Below are 18,694 nucleotides of genomic sequence, written 5' to 3'. Positions count from 1 at the left end.
GGGGCGGTGGAGCGATCCACCGCCCCTTTTCTTTGTCCGCCAGCCATGATGGACCCTTGCCCGAAACGCGGTACATATCGGCGCAGTATGAAGGGCAGGCCATGACCGACACCGAACTCTTTATCGGCGCTACCGCCGACGGCATCCGCCAGTCGCTGGTCCTGAAACGCGCCAATCGCCACGGCCTGATCGCCGGCGCGACCGGTACCGGCAAGACGGTGACGTTGCAGGGGCTGGCCGAAAATTTCTCCGCCGCCGGGGTGCCGGTGTTCGTGGCGGACGTGAAGGGCGACCTGTCGGGCATCGCCATGGCGGGCAGCTCGACCGCCATGCCGCATGCCGCCTTTGCCGAACGCGCCGCCGCGATCGGTGACAGCGACTGGCAGTATCGCGACACCCCGGTCGTGTTCTGGGACCTGTTCGGCGAGGCGGGCCATCCGATCCGCGCCACCGTGTCGGAAATGGGGCCGGTGCTGCTCGGGCGCATGCTCAACCTGAGCGACGTGCAGGACGGGGTGCTGACCATCGCCTTCCATGTCGCCGACGCGGAAGGGCTGCTGCTGCTCGACCTCGACGATTTGCAAGCGATGCTGGCCCATGTCGCCGAACGGGCCGATGAACTGACCACCCGCTACGGCAATGTCAGCAAGCAATCGGTCGGCGCGATCCAGCGGGCGCTGCTGCAGCTGCGGGGGCAGGGCGGCGACCGCTTCTTCGGCGAACCCGCGCTCGACCTGGCGGACTTCATGCGTGTCGCCGACGATGGGCGCGGCATCGTGTCGGTGCTCGCCGCCGACAAGCTGATGGCCTCGCCCCGGCTCTACGCCACCTTCCTGTTGTGGCTGTTGTCCGAATTGTTCGAAACGCTGCCCGAGGTGGGCGACCCCGACAAGCCGAAGCTGGTGTTCTTCTTCGACGAGGCACATCTGCTGTTCGACGATGCGCCCGATGCGCTGGTCGACAAGGTGGAACAGGTCGTCCGCCTGATCCGGTCGAAGGGCGTCGGCATCTATTTCGTGACGCAGAACCCGATCGACATTCCCGACGCGATCGCCGGACAGTTGGGCAACCGCGTGCAGCATGCGCTGCGCGCCTTCACGCCCAAGGAAGCGCGCGCGATCCGCGCCGCCGCCGAAACCTTCCGCCCCAATCCCAGGCTGGACGTGGCACAGGCCATCACCGAACTGAAGACCGGCGAGGCGCTGGTGTCGGTCTTGCAGGCCGATGGTTCACCCAGCCCGGTCGAACGCACGTTGATCCGGCCGCCCCGCTCGCGCGTCGGGCCGGTCACGGCGGTCGAACGCGGCATACTGATGCAGACCGACGCGGTCGGCGACCGCTACGACACCGCGATCGATCGTGAATCCGCCGCCGAGCTGCTGGACGCCAAGGCCGACGAGGCTGCCGCCGCCGCCGCCGCGACCAAGGCGCAGGCCGCCGCCGACAAGGAAGCTGCGCTCAAGGCGAAGGAGGACGCCCGCCTCGCCAAGGAAGCGGAGCGCCAGCGCATCGCAGACCAACGCAACGCCGACCGCGCCGCGCGAGAAGAGGAACGCGCCGTACGTGCTGCCGAGCGCGAGGCGGCGAACAACCCATGGACCCGCGCCACGCAATCGGCGACCCGATCGGCCGGGTCGGCGGTCGGGCGCATCGTCGTCAACGAGATCGGCAAGCAGGTGTTCGGTACGACGCGCGGCGGTCGCGCCAAGAGCGGCGGCCTGGTCGGGGGGCTGCTGCGCGGCGTTCTGGGCGGGTTGTTCCGCGGGTAACGTCATGGATGTACAGGATATCACCGGCGGGACGGAGACGCCCGGCATCCCCCCATCGCTGTTCGACATGCGACCCGGCATGGCGATCCGCTATGACGCGCCCGATCCCCGGCTGGCGGATTATGTTACCGGCTATCACCTGTACGCCGCTAGCGGGCCGGGTGCGATGGGCCTCGAAAACTGGTTCCTGCCCGGTACGGCGAATGTCCGCGTCACGCTGAACGCCGGTCCGATCGCGGTATCGATCGGCCGGTTCCGCAGCGACCCGTTGCCGCAGGCCAGCCTGTTCGGGCCGACCAGCCATGCGATCCACACCGTCACGAATGGCGGGGCGATGATCGGTTTCGGCATCAGTGCGCTCGGCTGGTCGCGTTTCTTCGACGGGCCGGCGGATCGTTATGCCGACCGGATCGAGCCGCTATCGGCCGCCGCGCGACCGGGCTTTGCCGACCGGCTGGTGACGTTGCTGTCGGCGGTGCGCGACGAACATGGCGTGAAGCCGGCGCTCGACCGCTTCCTGCTCGCCGAACTCGGGCCACGGGTCGCCGACGAAGACCAGATTCGCAGCATCGCCCGCATGGTGACCGATGATCGTCCCAATGCGGTGGCGGACACGGCGGCGGAATGGGGCCTGTCGCCCGAACGGCTGCGGCGGTTGTGCAAGCGGCATTTCGGCTTCGTGCCGAAGACGCTGCTGATCCGCGCGCGCTTCCTCCGGTCGCTGGTGCCGCTGATCGAGGCGAAAGGCGACCTCGACTATTCGCGGATCGATCCGGGCTATGTCAGCGCGTCGCATTTCCTGCGCGATGCCCATGCGGTGCTCGGCACCACGCCGCGCCGTTTCCTGCACGCGCAGACCGAGTTTCTGGTCGCGAGCCTGCGCGCACGGGCGGCGGTGCTGGGCAGCGCGACGCAGGCGCTGCACCGGTTGTAGCCACCGCCCGATGGCGCCTCACATCGCGGCGAGCAGCGCCTCGATCGTCACGAATGCGAACGCCACCGAGCTATCGGCCACGCCATAGGGAATGAATATCCGGTCGCCATGGCGCAGTGCGCCGCACGAATAGACGACGTTGGGCACATAGCCCTCGCGGTCCTCGTTCGCCGCCGCGAGGATCGGTTCGCGGGTGCGACCGATGACCTTGGACGGATCGTCCTTGTCGAGCAGCACCGCGCCGATCGCATATTTGCGCATCGCGCCGACGCCGTGGGTCAGCAGCAGCCAGCCCTGATCGATCTCGATCGGCGGGCCGCAATTGCCGATCTGCACCAGCTCCCACGGGTAGACGGGCTTCAACAGCAGCTCCCCCTCGTCCCAATGGGTCAGCGTGTCGGACTTGATCAGGAACAGGTTTTCCCCGTCCTGCCGCCCGATCATCATATATTGGCCGTTCACCTTGCGCGGGAACAGGCCCATGCCCTTGTTGCGCGCCGCGCTGCCGGTCATCGGCACCAGGTCGAACGCGCGGAAGTCGCGGGTGCGCAGCAGCTCCGACTGGATCATCGACCCGTTATAAGCGGTATAGGTGCCGAGCCACTCGGCGGTGCCGTCGTCATGGGTGAAGTGGACGAGGCGCATGTCCTCCAGCCCCTTCGACTGCGCCTGGGTGATCGGGAAGATCACCGTGCCGGACAGCGTCGAGTCGCGGTGGCGATAGACGGTCACTTCGCCCTCGGGTGCTTCGTCCTCGTCGCCGACCGCATCGGCGGCGGTGGCGAAGGGCGGCTCGGGCGCCAGCACCAGTTCGTTCTCGTCGGTGATGATGCCTTCGCGGAACGCCACTGACGAGATATGGCCTTCGCCAACCGCGCGCAGCGACATCAGTATGCGGAGCGACCCTTCCGGCATGCCCGACTGGTCGAAATGCGGCACCGCGCTAGGATTCATCAGCGCGGCGGCGGCATAGCTATATTCATGGCAGAAATAGGCACCGATCAGCTGGCGCTTCTCATCGCTGATCGTGCTGCCGTCGAGGCCGAGCACCGCTTCGATCTCGTCATAGCGAGTCATGAACACCCGGCGCGTCTGCCAGTGACGTGCCTCGAAATCCTTGAGCACGGTTTCGAGTTGCGCGCGCGTTTCGGCAGGCGTCATCGCCAGCACTTCGCCGACCAGCCGCTCGGTCCGGCTGGGGGCCGAACCATTGCGCTGCCAAGCGATGTGAAACGGGCGCACCACCACGCGCGAGGGATCGGCGTACAGCCGGAGGGGGTGGTTGTAGAGTTCCAGCATTCGCGCGTCCAACTATTCCCGGCCGAAGCCGCGGCCGGATTCAGGCCACGGCGCGGCGCGGGTCTGCCACGGAAGCGCGGCCCTTTGAAAGGGCGGAAATCGCACAGGATGCCAATTGCAGCGCGAGAATCGACTCCGCCCCCTGATTGCGGTTCAATCCGGTGGGCATCAGCCCGTCGAAACAGCCGCCATCATGGGCGGTCGCCAGCGGCAGGTCGAGGTCGTTGGCGCCGAGATACCAGTTATAGGCCTTCACCGCCTCGTCACGCCACTTGGCATCGCCGGTCGCGTCCCATGCGGCGACGCAGGCTTCGACCGTCGCCTGCGCCTCCAGCGGCTGCTGGTCGAAGGGCAGCGGTTCGGCGAAGGGCCGGCCGAAGCTCTCGGTGCCGACCGCGCGGAAGCGGCCTTCGGGCGAGGTCTGGCGGGCGACGATCCAGTCGAGCGTGTCGATCCCGACCTTGACGAAATCTTCGCGCCCCAGCGCCTTGCCGGCGCGGATCATCGCTTCGGGCAGGCGGGCATTGTCATAGGCCAGCACGATTTCGAACCAGCCCCATTCGGGACGACGGCTCGCGTCGAGCAGGGTGACCAGTTCCTCGCCGAAGCGGGTCGCGATCTCCGTGGAGAGCGCATGGCCCGGATTGACCTCCAGCATCGCTACCGCGCCGAGCATGGCAAAGGCACGCGCGCGCGGGCTGTCGAGGTCGAGCGCGATCGAGGCGGTCTGTTCGTAAAGCGACATCGCCCAGTCGCGATGCTTGCGTGCCTGCGCATCGCGCGCGGTGATCGCCAGCGCCCACAAGGTGCGGCCGTTGGAGTCCTCCGACCCTTCATCCTCGCACCAGGTCCGGTCGAAATTCATGAAGTTGCGGAACCGGCGACGGTCCGGGTTCCACGCATATTGCAGGAACGACGCATAGATGGTTGTCCATTTGTCGCGGACGACAGGGTCAAGGTCCTCGATCTGCGACATCAGGATCAGCGCGCGGGCGTTATCGTCAATGCAATAGCCGTGCCGGCGGTCGGGCACCGAATAGATCGAATGCTGCAACATGCCGGTCGCATCGCTCATCCGCTCGACCGCCGCGAAGTCGGGCTTCAGCGCGGTCAGGTCGGCGCTGGTGCGCACCCGCCGGGGACGCGCCGCGACGGCGCGTGCAACCTCCGTCATCGCGGCTTCCGCAAGGCAGGGGAACAGCATCGTCCGACCGCGGGCATAGGCACGGGCAGCGAGGCCGTCGCGACGGGCGTCATTGCCCAGCAGGTCGACGATCTCACGCGCGAATGCCGCCGAGTCGCCGAAATCGACGAGGACGCCATGGTCGTCCGCCAGGATTTCGGTCGCGTGGACATAAGGGGTCGATACCACGACCTTGCCCACGCCGACGGCATAGGACAGCGTGCCCGAGGTGATCTGCGCCGGGTTGCTGTACGGAGTAACGTACAGGTCGGCGGCCTGAAGATAATCGAGCAGTTCGTCCTGTTCGACGAAGCCGTCGAGGAAGCAGACATTGTCGGCCACGCCCAGCGACGCCGCCTGCGCCTTCAGCCGGTCGCGATAGGCTTCGCCTTCATGGGCGACCAGATGGGGGTGGGTAGCGCCCAGCACGACATAGAGTGCATCGGGATGCGACGCAGCGACCGTCGGCATCGCCTCGATCATCGTCTCGATCCCCTTGTTCGGGGCGAGCAGGCCGAAGGTCAGGATGACCGGGCGACCGCTCCAGCCGAAGCGGGCCTTCATCGATTCGGGCTGGACGAACGGACGGTCGTGCACGCCGTGCGGGATCATCGCGATCTTGCGCGCGTCGGTGCCGTGCACCCGCATCAGGATGTCGCGACCCTTGTCGGCCATGACGATGATCTTGGACGCGCGGCGCAGCAGCGCTTCGAGCACGCGGCGTTCGTCGGCATTGGGATGTTCGAGGATGGTGTGCAGCGTGACGACGACGGGCACGTTCACCCGGTCGAGCAGCGCGACGATATGCTCGCCCGCCGGACCGCCATAAATGCCATATTCGTGCTGGACCCACACCGCCTGCGCGCCACTCGCCTCGATCCGGCGTGCCGCGTCGAGATACGCGATGCGGTCGTTCTGCGCGATCGCGTGGGTAACTTCCGGCGGATAGGCATAGGCGCCGAGCCGGTCGTCCATCGCATAGACGTCGACCGCCAGCGCGGGATAGCGATCGCGCAACGCGTTGAACGTATCGGTGGTAAAGGTCGCGAGCCCGCATTTGCGCGGCAGGAAATTACCGATCAGCGCGATGCGATCAAGCGAATCCAGGGCGACCCCGTGGTCCATCTGCGTTCCTCTGTGCGTTGCAATATCCGCGCGATAACCGGCGGTGTCCGCAAACAGAAACATTTCGACAGGATGAATGGTTGCATACCATTGTGCGCTGCGACACGATTCCGTGGCGAACCGTGTCGCGGCTGCGACGATCAGCCCCGGCCGCGATATCCCGGCACGTCCTGATCCGGAATCCATACCGCCTTGGGAGGTTCCCCCGACTGCCAGAACACGTCGATCGGAATGCCCCCGCGCGGATACCAATAGCCGCCGATGCGCAGCCATACCGGCTGCATTTCCGCCACCAGCCGTTCGGCGATGCCGACGGTGCAATCCTCGTGGAAGGCGGCATGGTTGCGGAAGCTGCCAAGGAAGAGCTTCAGCGATTTCGATTCGACGATCGTCTCCCCGGGCACATAGTCGATCACCAGATGCGCGAAATCCGGCTGGCCGGTCACCGGGCAGAGCGAGGTGAATTCCGGCGCGGTGAAGCGCACCAGATAGGGCGTGCTGCGCGGGTTGGGAACATAATCGAGTTCGGCGGCTTCCGGAGTGGTCGGAAGCGGGCTGGCCTGGCCAAGGAATTTCGGGTCCATGGCCCCCATGTAGAAGGGACGGCGCACAAATGGAACGGGTGCTGATCCCGATACTGGGCGACCAATTGTCGTTCCATCTGTCGTCGCTGGCCGATGCCGACCCCGATGACACCACGATCCTGATGATGGAGGTGGTGGAGGAAGCGACCTATGTCCGCCATCACCCCAAGAAGATCGCGTTCCTGTTCGCCGCGATGCGCCACCATGCTGCCGCCTTGGAAGAGGCGGGCTGGAGCGTCGATTATGTCCGGCTCGACGATCCCGACAATGCCGGCAGCTTTACCGGAGAGATTGCCCGCGCGGTCGAGCGGCATGATCCGACGCGGATCGTCGTCACCGAAGCCGGCGAATGGCGGGTGCAGGTGATGCTGGAGGCGTGGGAGACGATCTTCGGCATTCCCGTCGCGATCCGCCCCGACACGCGCTTCATTTGCTCGCACGACCGGTTCAACGCCTGGGCAGACGACCGGCGCGAGCTGCGCATGGAGTTCTTCTATCGCGAGATGCGGCGTGAGACCGGGCTGCTGATGGACGGGGCGAAGCCGGTCGGGGGCAAATGGAATTTCGACCGCGACAATCGCAAACCCGCACGCCGCGACCTGCTGATCCCCCGCCCGCTGTCGTTCAAGCCAGATGCGGTGACGCAGGACGTGCTGGCGCTGGTCGCCGACCGGTTCGGCGACCATGTCGGCACGCTCGACGGGTTCGACTTCGCAGTGACGCGCAAGGATGCGTTGCGCCAGCAACGTGCCTTCCTCACCCATGCGCTGCCCGGCTTCGGTGACAATCAGGACGCGATGCTGACCGGCGAGCCCTATCTGTGGCACGCCGTTCTTTCGCCATACATCAATGCCGGGCTGCTCGATCCGCTCGACCTCTGCAAGGCGGTCGAGAAGGAATATGATGCGGGCAAGGTGCCGATCAACGCGGCGGAAGGGTTCATCCGGCAGATCATCGGCTGGCGCGAATTCGTCCGCGGCATCTATTGGCGTGAGGGGCCGGACTATGTCACCCGCAACTTTCTCGGCGCCAAACGCGACCTGCCGGGCTTCTACTGGACCGGGGAGACCGACATGCACTGCCTGTCCCAGGCGATCGGGCAGACGCTGGACCATGCCTATGCCCATCATATCCAGCGGTTGATGGTCACCGGCAATTTCGCGCTGCTGATCGGCGCCGAGCCGCAACAGGTGCATCGCTGGTATCTGGAGGTCTATGCCGATGCCTATGAATGGGTCGAACTGCCCAATACGCTGGGGATGAGCCAGTTCGGCGATGGCGGGCTGCTGGGGTCGAAGCCCTATGCCTCGTCGGGGGCCTATATCGACCGGATGTCGGATTATTGCGGTCCCTGCCGCTATGACGTGAAGCAGCGTACCGGTCCCGATGCATGCCCGTTCAACGCGCTGTACTGGGACTTCATCGCGCGCAATCGCGAGAAGCTGGGCAACAATCCGCGCATGGCGATGCCATACCGGACGTGGGACAAGATGGCTGAGGAGACCCGGCAGGAACTGCGCGGCCAGGCGAAGGGGTTTTTGCAGGCCTTGGACAAGCTACCGAAATATGCGGGGTAAGCGTATCCCCGCGCAGGCGGGGATCCAGAGCCAAAACGGGCCAGCGGCTTACTTGGCCCTGGATCTCGCCTGCGCAGGGGTACGATACGCTGCCGTCTTTTGCTCCGGCGCTTGACCCGCCGCGTCGCACGCCTAAGCCTTCCTCCCATGCAACCGCTCGTCTCCACCGCATGGCTCGCCGATCGGCTCGGTACCCCCGGCCTCGTCGTCCTCGACGCGACCTTCGTGCCCGTTCAGCCCGATCCGCCCCGCGACGAAGCCGCCGAATTCGCCGTGGCCCACATTCCGGGTGCGCGGTTCCTTGACCTGCGCGCGCTGTCGACCGGGCAGGCGACGTCGCTGCCCGCCGCCGACAAGGTGGCGGGACGGCTGGGCGAATTGGGCCTGACCGACGATGTGCAGGTGGTGCTGTACGACAATTCGCCGCATCGCACCGCGGCAAGGGGCTGGTGGCTGCTGCGGCGCTTCGCCCGCGGGCTGCCGGTGGCGATCCTCGATGGTGGCCTTGGCAAATGGCAGGCCGAGGGGCGACCGGTCGAGACAGGCGAGAGCGTGACGACCCCGACCCGCGTCGCGGCCGATCCCGATCTGGCCGCCGTGCGGACCAAGGCGATGGTGCTGGCGGGGCTGGAGAAAGAGGGCACGCAACTCGTGGATGCCCGATCGCCGGCACGGTTCGACGGGAGCGAGGCCGATCCGCGCGGGCTGCCGTCGGGCCATATTCCGGGCAGCATCAACCTGCATTACGCCCGCTTCTTTCGCGAGGACGGGACGTGGCGGTCGCCCGACGAACTCGGCGGTCTGTTCGCCGAAGCGGGAATCGATCTCGACCGGCCGATCACCACCACCTGCGGGTCGGGCATCACCGCCGCGATCCCCGCCTTCGCGCTGCATCTGCTCGGCCGCGATGCCGCGCTGTATGACGGCAGCTGGACCGAATGGGCCGCCGATCCGCAGACGCCGAAGGTGACGGCATGAGCGCTTCCGACCCGAGCCACGCGCCCGAGACACAGGTCGTCACCGGCGGACGCCGCGACGAATGGACCGGCGGGGTGGTCAACGTTCCCGTCTGGCGGGCCTCGACGATCCTGTACGACGACGTCGCCGACCTGCGCGCGGCGGCGGGCAAGGATACCCATCACCGGCTCTATTACGGCCGGCGCGGCACCCCGACGCAATGGTCGTTGGCCGCGGCGCTGACCGAACTGGAGCCGGGGGCCGAGGGCACGTTGCTCTATCCGTCGGGCGTCGCGGCGATCACCACCGCGTTGCTCGCATTCCTGAAGCCCGGCGATCATCTGCTGCTGCCCGACAGCGCCTATGACCCGACCCGCGCCTTCGCACACGGCATGTTGAAGACGATCGGCATCGAGACGACGCTGTACGATCCGGTCGTCGGCGCGGGGATCGCCGATCTGATGACGCCGGCGACCAAGGTGCTGTTCCTCGAAAGCCCGGGCAGCCTCACCTTCGAAGTGCAGGACGTGCCGGCGATGACGGCGATCGCGCGCGAACGCGGCATCACGACCATCCTCGACAACACCTGGGCCACGCCGCTGCTGTTCCCGGCGATGGCGCATGGCGTCGACGTGACGATTATGGCCTGCACCAAATATGTCGTCGGCCATTCCGACGCGATGCTGGGATCGGCCACCGCCGTCGCATCGCACTGGCAGCGCCTGCGCGATGCGACCTATCAACTGGGCCAGCATGTCGGGCCGGACGATGCGGCGCTCGGTGCGCGAGGCCTGCGCACCATGGCGGTGCGGCTGAAACAGCATGGAGAATCGTCGATCCGCATCGCGCGGTGGCTGGCCGAACAGCCCGAGGTGGCGCGGGTGCTGCATCCGGCGTTGCCCGGCTGTCCGGGGCACGACATTTTCCGGCGCGATTTCCGGGGCAGCGCCGGGCTGTTCGCCTTCGTCCTGAACGGTGGCAGCGATGCCGGTCGGGTAGCGCTGATCGACGGGCTGAAGCTGTTCGGGATCGGCTATAGCTGGGGCGGGTTCGAAAGCCTCGCGCTGCCGATCGATCCGCATCGCTATCGCAGCGTCACGCGGCGCCAAGCGGAAGGACCGATGATCCGGTTGCAGATCGGGCTGGAGAATAGTGACGATCTGATGGCCGATCTTGCCGCGGGCCTCGCGCGGTTCCGGGCGGCGCCGTGAACGACCTTGCCGCCGGGCTGGCCGGACAGGGATTGCCGGTGGCGGACGGGCGGGAACTGATCGAAGCCGGCATCGTCCTGGGGCTGGTGCTGCTGTCGCTGCTGCTTGGCTGGCTGGCCGGGCGCTGGGCGGGGCCGCACCTGACCGATTTGTGGCGGCAGCGGGTCGGCGACCATGCCGTCGGCCTCGCATCGCGGATGTGCGATATCGTCCGGCACCTGGTGGCGGTCGTGGCGCTCGCGCTGGTGGCGCAGGTCCGCGACTGGGGGGCATTGGGCGATATCGTCGTCGGGGTTGCGCTGGCGGCGGCCGTTGCGCGGCTGGCGATGCAGCTGCTGCGCGGCGTCAACCTTGCCCGGTGGCTGGCATGGGCGGTGGCGTCGATCCTGTTCGTCGCGGTGCTGGCCGGATCGGTCGGCGGGCTGGAGCCGATCACCACCACGCTCGACGCGATCGGTTTCTCGGTAGGGCGCAGGCGCCTGTCGCTGCTGGCGCTGGTCAGTGCGCTGCTGACCGCCGTCGTGCTCTATGCCGTGGTGCGCGTTGCCAACAAGCTGGTCAGCCATGCGGTCGGGCAGGCGCGGAGCCTCGACCCCGCACAGAAACTGCTGGCGCAGAAGCTGGCGTCGATCGCGGTGGTCATCACCGCCTTCTTCTTCGGCATCGACCTGCTCGGCATCGATCTCACGACCTTCGCGATCTTTTCGGGCGGGCTGGGCCTCGCGGTCGGCTTCGGGTTGCAGAAGACGGTCGGTAACCTGATCGCGGGCATCATCCTGTTGATGGACCGGTCGATCAAGCCGGGCGACGTGATCGTCGTCGGCGACAGCTTCGGCTGGGTCAACAAGATCGGCGTGCGCGCGGTGTCGGTCATCACCCGCGACGGCAAGGAACACCTGATCCCCAACGAAAACCTGATGACCCAGGAGGTGGAGAACTGGTCCTTTTCCGACCGCAACGTGCGTGTGCGCATTCCGGTCGGGGTAGGGTATGAAACCGACCTCAGGCTCGCACAGAAGCTGATGCTGCAGGCGGCGACCGAAAGCCCGCGCGTGCTGCGCAGCCCGGCGCCCAATGTCTGGCTGATCTCCTATGGCGAATATGCGGTCGAGCATGAGATATTGGCGTGGATCAGCGATCCCGAGCAGGGGGTGGGCAATGTGCGGTCCGACGTGCTCAACCGGTTGTGGGACCTGTTCGGCGAGCATGGGATCAAGATTCCGGTGCCGCGGCGGGAGTTGATGTTCAAGGAGGCGTTGAAGGTGGCGAAGGACTGACAGGATCGTCATTCCGGCGAAGGCCGAAATCGATGGACAGACCGACGTCGCGAACCTTGCGAAGCGGCCCGTATCCATGGATCCCGGCCTTCGCCGGGATGACGATGGGTATGAGGGCTACCGGACTCCATCATCACCCCCTATCTTGCCGTCCGTGACCACCATCACCGCTCGTATCGCCGAGGGCGTCCGCGCCGTGCCTGCCGACCAGTGGGATGCCTGCGCGGGCACGGGCAATCCGTTCCTCCGCCACGCCTTCCTGTCGGCACTGGAGGAATCGGGCAGCGTCGGGCCGGGATCGGGGTGGCAACCGCTGCCGATCATCGTCGACGATGCCGACGGCGTGCCTGCCGCCATCGCGCCGGCCTATGCCAAGGGGCACAGCCAGGGCGAATATGTGTTCGACCATAGCTGGGCCGATGCGTGGGAGCGGGCCGGGGGCGATTATTATCCCAAGCTGCAGATCGCGGCACCGTTCACCCCGGTGCCCGGCCCCCGGCTGCTGTTGCGCGACGGGGCCGATGCCGCCGCGCTGATCGGCGCGGTCGAGGCAGTGGTGCGGCAGAACGGGCTGTCGTCGGCCCATGCGACGTTCGTGGAGGAAGCGCAGCTGCCGGCGTTCGAAGCGGCGGGCTGGCTGACGCGGGCGGGCACGCAGTTTCACTGGGCCAATCGCGGCTATGAGAGCTTTGAGGATTTCCTGAACGATCTGGCCAGCCGCAAGCGCAAGGCGATCCGCAAGGAACGCGCCGCCGCGCTGGACGGGCTGACCGTCCGGCACCTGACCGGGCGCGAACTGACCGAGGCGCATTGGGACGCCTTCTGGACCTTCTATCAGGATACCGGCAGCCGCAAATGGGGCCGCCCCTATCTCACCCGCCCCTTCTTCTCGTTGCTGTCGGAAACGATGCCGGACGCGGTGTTGCTGATCCTCGCCGAGCGGGGCGGGCGGCCGATCGCCGGGGCGCTGAACCTGATCGGCGGCGACGCGCTGTACGGCCGCTATTGGGGGGCGGTGGAGGAGGTGCCGTTCCTCCATTTCGAGCTATGCTATTATCAGGCGATCGACGCCGCCATCGCGCGGCGGTTGCAGCGGGTCGAGGCCGGCGCCCAAGGCGAGCACAAGCTGGCGCGGGGCTATGTGCCGGTAACGACGTGGTCGGCCCATTTCCTGCCCGATCCCGGCTTTCGCCGCGCGGTGGCGGACTTCCTGGATCGGGAGCGGGCGGCGGTTGGGCAGGAACAGGAATTTCTGAGCGAGCTGACGCCGTTTCGGCGGGCGTAGGGTCCAGTCGCCCCGGCCAAAAACGTCACCCCAGCGCAGGCTGGGGTCTCCAGCGGCTCCTGTCTCGCCCTGTTACCGGGAGATCCCCGCCTTCGCCGGGATGACGTCCATGGCCAAGGAGAGAAGCAGGCTGCGTAGCTCGCCTTACTTCTTCCCCATCAGGCCACCCAGCCCGCCGGGCAGCATGTCGCCGATCCCGCCGAGCGCGCCGGGATTGACGTCGAGGCCGAGCAGCTGCGCGAACTGGCCCAGCGCATCGGGACCGCCGACTTCGGACAGGATCGCCTCGATCTGATGGCGCGACACGCCGCTATGGTCGGCGGCTTCCTGCGCCGGGTCGGCATGGCCGGCGAACTTGGCGAGCAGGCCGAGGACGGTCTGTACCTGTTCCTGCGAAATCCCCGCCTTTTCGGCGATGGCGGGCAGGTCGAATTGGCCGGCCAGCTTCAAGGCGTTGTTCAGCAGGTCCATCAGTTTTTCCTTACCGGTTCGTTGGCCGCCATCTGTCGCGACGGATGACGGCGGGGTTTGGCGAACGGACGATTGCCCAGATCGCTCCATGTCAGGTCGGGCGGCGGGACGCTATGGTCGATCCGGAAGACCGCGCTGCGGCCGCTCCGCCACAGCGGCACCAGCCCCTGTTCCAGTCGCCGGTCATATTGGGGCGGGCGGATCAGCCAGACATAATCGAACGCGTCGCGCGGGAATTTGTACAGCGCACCGGCGATCGGCCGCCAATATTCGCGGGGGCATTTGACGTCGGTCACCAGTTCGGACGGATCGTGCGAGAAGCCGCGTGCTTCCTTGTACCGGACCGTCAGCAGCTGCCCACCGGCCATCGACCATTGGTCGTTGGCATAGGCCTGGCGCCGGGCGAGCGCGATGCCGGGCAGATGCTGCAGCCGGGTCATGCGCCATTCGTTGTAGCAGGTCTCACCAACGAACGTGACCAGCCGCGCGCCGACCGGCACATGGTCCAACGCCGCCAGTTCGCGGTCGTAATCGCGGTCGTACAGCCAGAAGCTGTAGGTGGTCGCAGCCATCCGCCCGACGAAGATCGCCAGGCCGATCGCCGCCAGCACCCCGGCATGACGGATCGACAGGCCGGGCTTGGGCCGGAGCGCGATCAGGCTGATCCCGAACAGATAGGGGACCAGCCGCATATCGGCATAGGCCGACCCGAACACGATGCGCGGCAACAGGACATAGACGGCGATCAGGAACAGCGCAGACAGGCCCAGATTGCGCGAATAGCCGATGTTCGGATCGCGCAACCCCTTGAACAGGACGAGGTAGAAGACGGCGACCGAAGCGAGGTCGTAGAGCTGCCAGCGGTCGCGCAGCGTCATCGTCATCCACTGCATCTTCGCGCGCCAGTTGAACCAGTCGGCGGTCTGTCCGCCGACATGGCCGCCCGAGCGCCACAGCAGCATCAGCAGCGCAGGGGGCGCAAGGACGAGGCAATGGAGCCCGGCATGGAAGGCGGCGGCGAACCAGTTGCGACGCTTGTCATGCTCGCGGATCAGCTCGGCCGAGGCGGCCAGCACGCCCAGCGTGCCCCAGCCGAAGGTGTGGGTCAGCCAGATCAGTCCGGCTACGGGTACGAACACCACCCCGCGCAGCACCAGCCGCCCCTGCCGCCCCAGTCGCAGCCATAGCGCGAAGGCGTTGAGCGCCAGCGCCATCGAAAGCACGAAATTGGCGAAGCCGAAATGGAACGGAAAGCTGTAGACGATCGGCAGCGCGAACAGCGCGGTCGCCGGGATGCGGCCATGCACTTCGCGCGCGATCCACAACAGGCCAACGGCGGTCAGCGCCGGGATCGTCAGGATGATGAGCTTGACGGCAGGTTCGAGCCCGATCAGCGGTTCGAGCAGCCAGACGAGCAGGTCGACGCCGAGATTGCCGATCAGGCTCCAGTCGAAATTATACCAGTCATGGAACCAGGGCGCCTGTCCGGTGTCCCACATCTGCTGGACGCGGTAGCGGCCCATATGTCCCGGCAGGTCGACCATCGGCGGGATGTCGGGCCATAGCAGCGGCACCGCCGCCAGCACCGCCATCAGTGCGACGAACCAGCGCGTCTGCCACCAACGGAGCTGTTCGGCGGATCGGGTCATACCCTTGCGTCCTTACGGGCTAGGCAGGCGGGCTCGCAAGAGGGCGGACCACCCGCCATACCAATATTGGCGAGTCGGGAATTGCGACCGGTTGCAACCAGTCGAAACGCTCGCCCCGCTCCAGCCGCGCCCACAGGCCGTGGGGGGCGGCATTGGCATAGGCCAGATTTTCCGAAATGCCCGGACAGCCGACGACATAATCGACCCCGCGCCCGAGGATCGCGCTGCGCGACAGGTCGGGCCGGGCCATGAAGCTGGCGATGACGAACCGCATGGCGGGGGCGTTGCGATGATAGCCGCTGGCGATCGGCCGGAGGCGGCTCGATGCGACGATCGCCGGCCCGATATCGAGCGGGGCGAGGATCGTGGCGCCTGCCGGCAGCGCTGCCAGCGGTACGACGTCGGGCTGGCGTGGGCAGACGGGCTTTTCCCCAGTCAGATAGGGCCGCGGGATCGATACGACCGCACGGTCCGGCACGCCCAGCAGCAACAGGATGCCGGTCAGCACCAGTCCCGGCGCCGCGATCGCCGCGACACCCAGCAGGGCGGCGAGGCGGCGGAGCGGCGGCACGATGGCCCGCGCGCGGGCGAGGCGGTCGGCGACGATCGCCGCCACCGGGGGAATGGCGAGCGCATTGGCGAGCGCGGCGGATCGCAGCACGATAAGGCCGCACAGCGTGGCCGCGATCAGCAGGCCGAGCAGGATCGTCCAGGGCTCCCGCCGGTGCCCCGGTGCCGCCAGCACCCGACGCAGGGTCACCACGACCGCGACCGCCGTCAAGGTGAAGCTGCCGGCGATCGTCGGCCAATATTGATGCCAGACCGGCAGCCCCTCGGCGATATTGAGGAACCAGACGCGGTAGGTCAGCGGATCGAGCATTCCGAACGGCCCGCGGGCGCACTCGCTGGCGAGCAGCGCCATCGTCGCGACCGTCGCCGCGCCGGTCACGGCCAGCAGCGCGAACCGCCCGACGGGCGACCGCAGCGGGGCCAGCGTCGCCAGAGCGAGGCCGATCCCGGCGATGCCGATCGTCGCCAGCCATGCCGGGTCGATCGCGTCGCAGGCCGGGCTGGCCCAACCGGGACCACGGGTGACGAGGTGGAGCAGCAGCGTGGCCAGCGCCATCGTCAGGCCGAAGCCGCGCGTCTGCGCCGCCCGCGCCGGCACGAATACCCAGGCCAGCCCCGCCGCGGCAATCAGCGCGAGGAGGAAGGCGAATCCTTCGAACGAAATCGTGACGAGCAGCGCGCCACCCAGTCCCGCGACGATCCCGCTGCGCCCGTCGCGGCGCAGGATCAGCGCGGCGGCAGCCAGCAGCCCGCTGGCGATCTGCCAGCCATGATGGTCGATGCGCAGCGGTTGCAGCTGGCTGAGCAATGGCGTCGTCAGCGGCACCATGACCATCGCGGCCAGTGCCGCTGGCCGCCCGGCCAGCCGGCGGGTGATCGCCGCGACCAGTGTCATGACGACACCCAGCGTGACGAGCGGGACGGCGATCGCCGCGATCCGCTCGGCAGCGGCGTCCCCGACGATGCCGCGCAGCGCGAGGACGACCGCCGCCAGCGGCAGGTCGACCAGCCGCGACCAGTGCATCGTCAGCCCCGGACCTGCAAAGCCATGCTGTCCGACGTCCCACCAGCTCTGCCCGTCGAGCAGCGCGCGTACTTCGAGCAGGCGCATGATGTCGTCGGGATCGTACATGCGCAGCGGACCGATGCGCGGGATCGCGCACAGGATCAGGACCAGCGAAACGAACCCCCAGACCGCGACCGGCGAGGGCGTGTCGCGCCCCGCCGCCTCGCTCACGCCGCCGCCCGGATCGCGGTCGGCACCGCGCGGACGCTGGCGAGGGCGGCCTGTTCGCCTTCGCGGCCCGCCTCGTGATATTCGGCGTCCTCGTTCACCTGCCACACATCGTGGATGCGCGCGCCGGCGAGGATGTTGCGGACGGTCAGCATCGCCGTCATCATCGCATGATCCTGGTTATTGTAGCGGTGCATGCCGTTGCGACCGACCATGTGCAGCGTCGGGAAACGGGTTTCCAGTTCGGTGCGCAGCGCCTCGACCCGGTCGGCATAGCCTTCGTCATAGACCGGATAGGCTTTCGGCTGGCGCACGACCGCACCGCCGACCACGTCCTTGGCATCGACCAGCTTGAGCGTCGCCAGTTCGCGCGTCGCCTGCGCGATCAGATCGTCGTCGCTGCTGGCCCATAGCCCGTCGCCCTCGAAGCAGAAATATTCGAGGCCGACGCACGCGATGGCTGGATCGGGCACCATTTCGGGCGACCAGCTGCGGAAATTCTGGACGCGGCCGACCTTCACCCGGTTGTCGTGGATGTAGATCCAGTTGTCGGGGAACAGGTCGCTCGACCGGATCATCAGCGCGACGGTCAGGAAGTCGCGGTAGCGCAGGGCGCTGGCGTCGGGCAGCGTCGCGGGCAGCGGATGGATGCGCGAGGCGAGTTCACGAAGCGGCGCCGAGGAGATGACGTGGCGCGCGGTGATAATCCGCGTCGAATCGTCGGCGCGGTCGGTCGCCACCATCCGCCAGCGATCCGCCGCCACATCATGTTCCAGCGTGCGCAGCGCATGGCCCATCAGCACGGTATTGCCGCCCGCGACGACATGGTCGCGCGCTGCTTCCCACATCATCCCCGGCCCCTTGCGCGGATAGCGGAAGCTTTCGAGCAGGGTCTTGGCCGCCATGCCGTCATTGGGTTTGCGGTTGAGACCCAGCGACCGCTTGAGCCCGTCGAGCACCGCCGCGCCGAGGCTCAGCCCCTTGATCCGCTGCGCCGCCCAGTCCGCCGACATGGTGTCGCACGGCATGCCCCACACCTTCTCGGTATAGGTCTTGAAGAAGATCGAATAGAGTTTGTGGCCGAACTGGTTGACGACCCAGTCCTCGAACGAGGCGACCGTACGGCGGGGGAACAGCTTGGCCTTGGCATAGCTCGCCATGCACAGCGCGGAGGTGACGAGGCCGAGATTGCCGAGCGCCTCGAACGCGCGCAGCGGATAGCTGTAGAATTTGCCGCCATAGAAGATGCGGCTCATCCGCGGGCGGTCGATGAAGTCGTCGGGCAGAATCTCGTTCCACAGCGCCACGACTTCCTGCGATTTCGAAAAGAAGCGGTGGCCGCCGATATCGAAGCGGAAACCGTCATGCTCGACGGTGCGGCTGATCCCGCCGACATAGCGCGGGTCCTGTTCGATGACGGTGACCGACAGCCCGGCCTTGGTCAGCAGATAGGCGGCGGTAAGGCCGGCCGGACCGGCGCCGACGATCGCCACGTCCACATTGTCGCTAGCCACCCGCACAACTCCCCCGCTTCGTTCGAAACGGTCGGTGCCATGCGAGTGGCTAAAA

Annotated in this window: 14 protein-coding genes; 7 read left to right on the top strand and 7 right to left on the bottom strand. The window is 67.1% G+C overall.

The window, feature by feature from the left end; translation table 11 throughout:
• Nucleotides 1-101: 101 nt before the first annotated feature.
• Complete coding sequence (locus CA237_RS12415) at nt 102-1,769, top strand: helicase HerA-like domain-containing protein (protein ID WP_126014246.1); 1,668 nt, start codon at nt 102-104, stop codon at nt 1,767-1,769.
• Between the two features lie 4 nt (nt 1,770-1,773).
• Nucleotides 1,774-2,703, top strand: a complete 930-nt coding sequence (locus CA237_RS12410; RefSeq protein WP_066689917.1) for a helix-turn-helix domain-containing protein — start codon at nt 1,774-1,776, stop codon at nt 2,701-2,703.
• An 18-nt stretch (nt 2,704-2,721) separates the two neighbouring features.
• Here the strand turns inward: CA237_RS12410 and CA237_RS12405 are convergent, their stop codons facing one another.
• The 3 genes from CA237_RS12405 to queF form a co-directional block, all read right to left on the bottom strand.
• A complete protein-coding gene (locus CA237_RS12405; RefSeq protein WP_126014244.1) occupies nt 2,722-4,002 on the bottom strand; it encodes a glycoside hydrolase family 130 protein in 1,281 nt (426 codons plus the stop codon).
• Between the two features lie 40 nt (nt 4,003-4,042).
• Nucleotides 4,043-6,310 (bottom strand): glycosyltransferase family 4 protein, encoded by a 2,268-nt coding sequence (locus tag CA237_RS12400; protein ID WP_066689993.1) that lies wholly within the window; start codon nt 6,308-6,310, stop codon nt 4,043-4,045.
• Nucleotides 6,311-6,450: 140 nt separating this feature from the next.
• On the bottom strand, nt 6,451-6,894 hold the full coding sequence (gene queF / locus CA237_RS12395; protein WP_198158534.1) for a preQ(1) synthase: 444 nt from the start codon (nt 6,892-6,894) through the stop codon (nt 6,451-6,453).
• 29 nt (nt 6,895-6,923) lie between these two features.
• On the opposite strand from queF, the gene CA237_RS12390 reads away from it, so the two are divergent.
• From CA237_RS12390 to CA237_RS12370, 5 genes are all read left to right on the top strand, one after another.
• The gene (locus CA237_RS12390) at nt 6,924-8,471 is read left to right on the top strand and encodes a cryptochrome/photolyase family protein (RefSeq protein WP_066689920.1); all 1,548 of its coding nucleotides are present in this window, start codon (nt 6,924-6,926) and stop codon (nt 8,469-8,471) included.
• A 147-nt stretch (nt 8,472-8,618) separates the two neighbouring features.
• Nucleotides 8,619-9,449: a sulfurtransferase gene (locus CA237_RS12385; RefSeq protein ID WP_066689921.1), complete on the top strand. Its 831-nt coding sequence runs from the start codon at nt 8,619-8,621 to the stop codon at nt 9,447-9,449.
• A complete protein-coding gene (gene metC, locus CA237_RS12380) occupies nt 9,446-10,639 on the top strand; it encodes a cystathionine beta-lyase (RefSeq protein ID WP_241215489.1) in 1,194 nt (397 codons plus the stop codon). The genes CA237_RS12385 and metC overlap by 4 nt, the downstream gene beginning before the upstream one ends.
• Nucleotides 10,636-11,916: a mechanosensitive ion channel domain-containing protein gene (locus CA237_RS12375; protein WP_084401518.1), complete on the top strand. Its 1,281-nt coding sequence runs from the start codon at nt 10,636-10,638 to the stop codon at nt 11,914-11,916. Before metC ends, CA237_RS12375 begins: the two co-directional genes overlap by 4 nt.
• Before the next feature lie 154 nt (nt 11,917-12,070).
• The gene (locus tag CA237_RS12370; protein ID WP_066689924.1) at nt 12,071-13,201 is read left to right on the top strand and encodes a GNAT family N-acetyltransferase; all 1,131 of its coding nucleotides are present in this window, start codon (nt 12,071-12,073) and stop codon (nt 13,199-13,201) included.
• Between the two features lie 144 nt (nt 13,202-13,345).
• Here the strand turns inward: CA237_RS12370 and CA237_RS12365 are convergent, their stop codons facing one another.
• Genes CA237_RS12365 through CA237_RS12350 form a run of 4 tightly spaced genes read right to left on the bottom strand, consistent with a single transcriptional unit; the run spans nt 13,346 to nt 18,645 of the window.
• Entirely contained in the window at nt 13,346-13,672 is a 327-nt protein-coding gene (locus CA237_RS12365) for a hypothetical protein (RefSeq protein WP_066689927.1), read from the bottom strand.
• A complete protein-coding gene (locus tag CA237_RS12360) occupies nt 13,672-15,321 on the bottom strand; it encodes a hypothetical protein (protein WP_066689929.1) in 1,650 nt (549 codons plus the stop codon). Before CA237_RS12360 ends, CA237_RS12365 begins: the two co-directional genes overlap by 1 nt.
• 19 nt (nt 15,322-15,340) lie before the next feature.
• Nucleotides 15,341-17,128, bottom strand: coding sequence for a hypothetical protein (locus CA237_RS12355; protein ID WP_066689931.1), 1,788 nt, complete (start codon nt 17,126-17,128; stop codon nt 15,341-15,343).
• The gene (locus CA237_RS12350) at nt 17,125-18,645 is read right to left on the bottom strand and encodes an NAD(P)/FAD-dependent oxidoreductase (RefSeq protein ID WP_066689933.1); all 1,521 of its coding nucleotides are present in this window, start codon (nt 18,643-18,645) and stop codon (nt 17,125-17,127) included. Before CA237_RS12350 ends, CA237_RS12355 begins: the two co-directional genes overlap by 4 nt.
• Nucleotides 18,646-18,694 lie beyond the last annotated feature (49 nt).

The organism is Sphingomonas sp. ABOLH (assembly GCF_003951715.1).
GTDB classification, from domain to species: Bacteria; Pseudomonadota; Alphaproteobacteria; order Sphingomonadales; family Sphingomonadaceae; genus Sphingomonas; species Sphingomonas hankookensis_A.
The sequence above is the reverse complement of the archived record's forward strand: the minus strand, read 5'-3'. Positions and strand labels throughout refer to the sequence as shown.

Excerpts from the sequence above, each read along its gene's own strand:
- CA237_RS12415 (WP_126014246.1), top strand. The coding sequence starts at position 102 with ATGACCGACACCGAACTCTTTATCGGCGCTACCGCCGACGGCATCCGC.
- CA237_RS12410 (WP_066689917.1), top strand. The coding sequence starts at position 1,774 with ATGGATGTACAGGATATCACCGGCGGGACGGAGACGCCCGGCATCCCC.
- CA237_RS12405 (WP_126014244.1), bottom strand. The coding sequence starts at position 4,002 with ATGCTGGAACTCTACAACCACCCCCTCCGGCTGTACGCCGATCCCTCG.
- CA237_RS12400 (WP_066689993.1), bottom strand. The coding sequence starts at position 6,310 with ATGGACCACGGGGTCGCCCTGGATTCGCTTGATCGCATCGCGCTGATC.
- queF (WP_198158534.1), bottom strand. The coding sequence starts at position 6,894 with ATGGACCCGAAATTCCTTGGCCAGGCCAGCCCGCTTCCGACCACTCCG.
- CA237_RS12390 (WP_066689920.1), top strand. The coding sequence starts at position 6,924 with ATGGAACGGGTGCTGATCCCGATACTGGGCGACCAATTGTCGTTCCAT.
- CA237_RS12385 (WP_066689921.1), top strand. The coding sequence starts at position 8,619 with ATGCAACCGCTCGTCTCCACCGCATGGCTCGCCGATCGGCTCGGTACC.
- metC (WP_241215489.1), top strand. The coding sequence starts at position 9,446 with ATGAGCGCTTCCGACCCGAGCCACGCGCCCGAGACACAGGTCGTCACC.
- CA237_RS12365 (WP_066689927.1), bottom strand. The coding sequence starts at position 13,672 with ATGGACCTGCTGAACAACGCCTTGAAGCTGGCCGGCCAATTCGACCTG.
- CA237_RS12360 (WP_066689929.1), bottom strand. The coding sequence starts at position 15,321 with ATGACCCGATCCGCCGAACAGCTCCGTTGGTGGCAGACGCGCTGGTTC.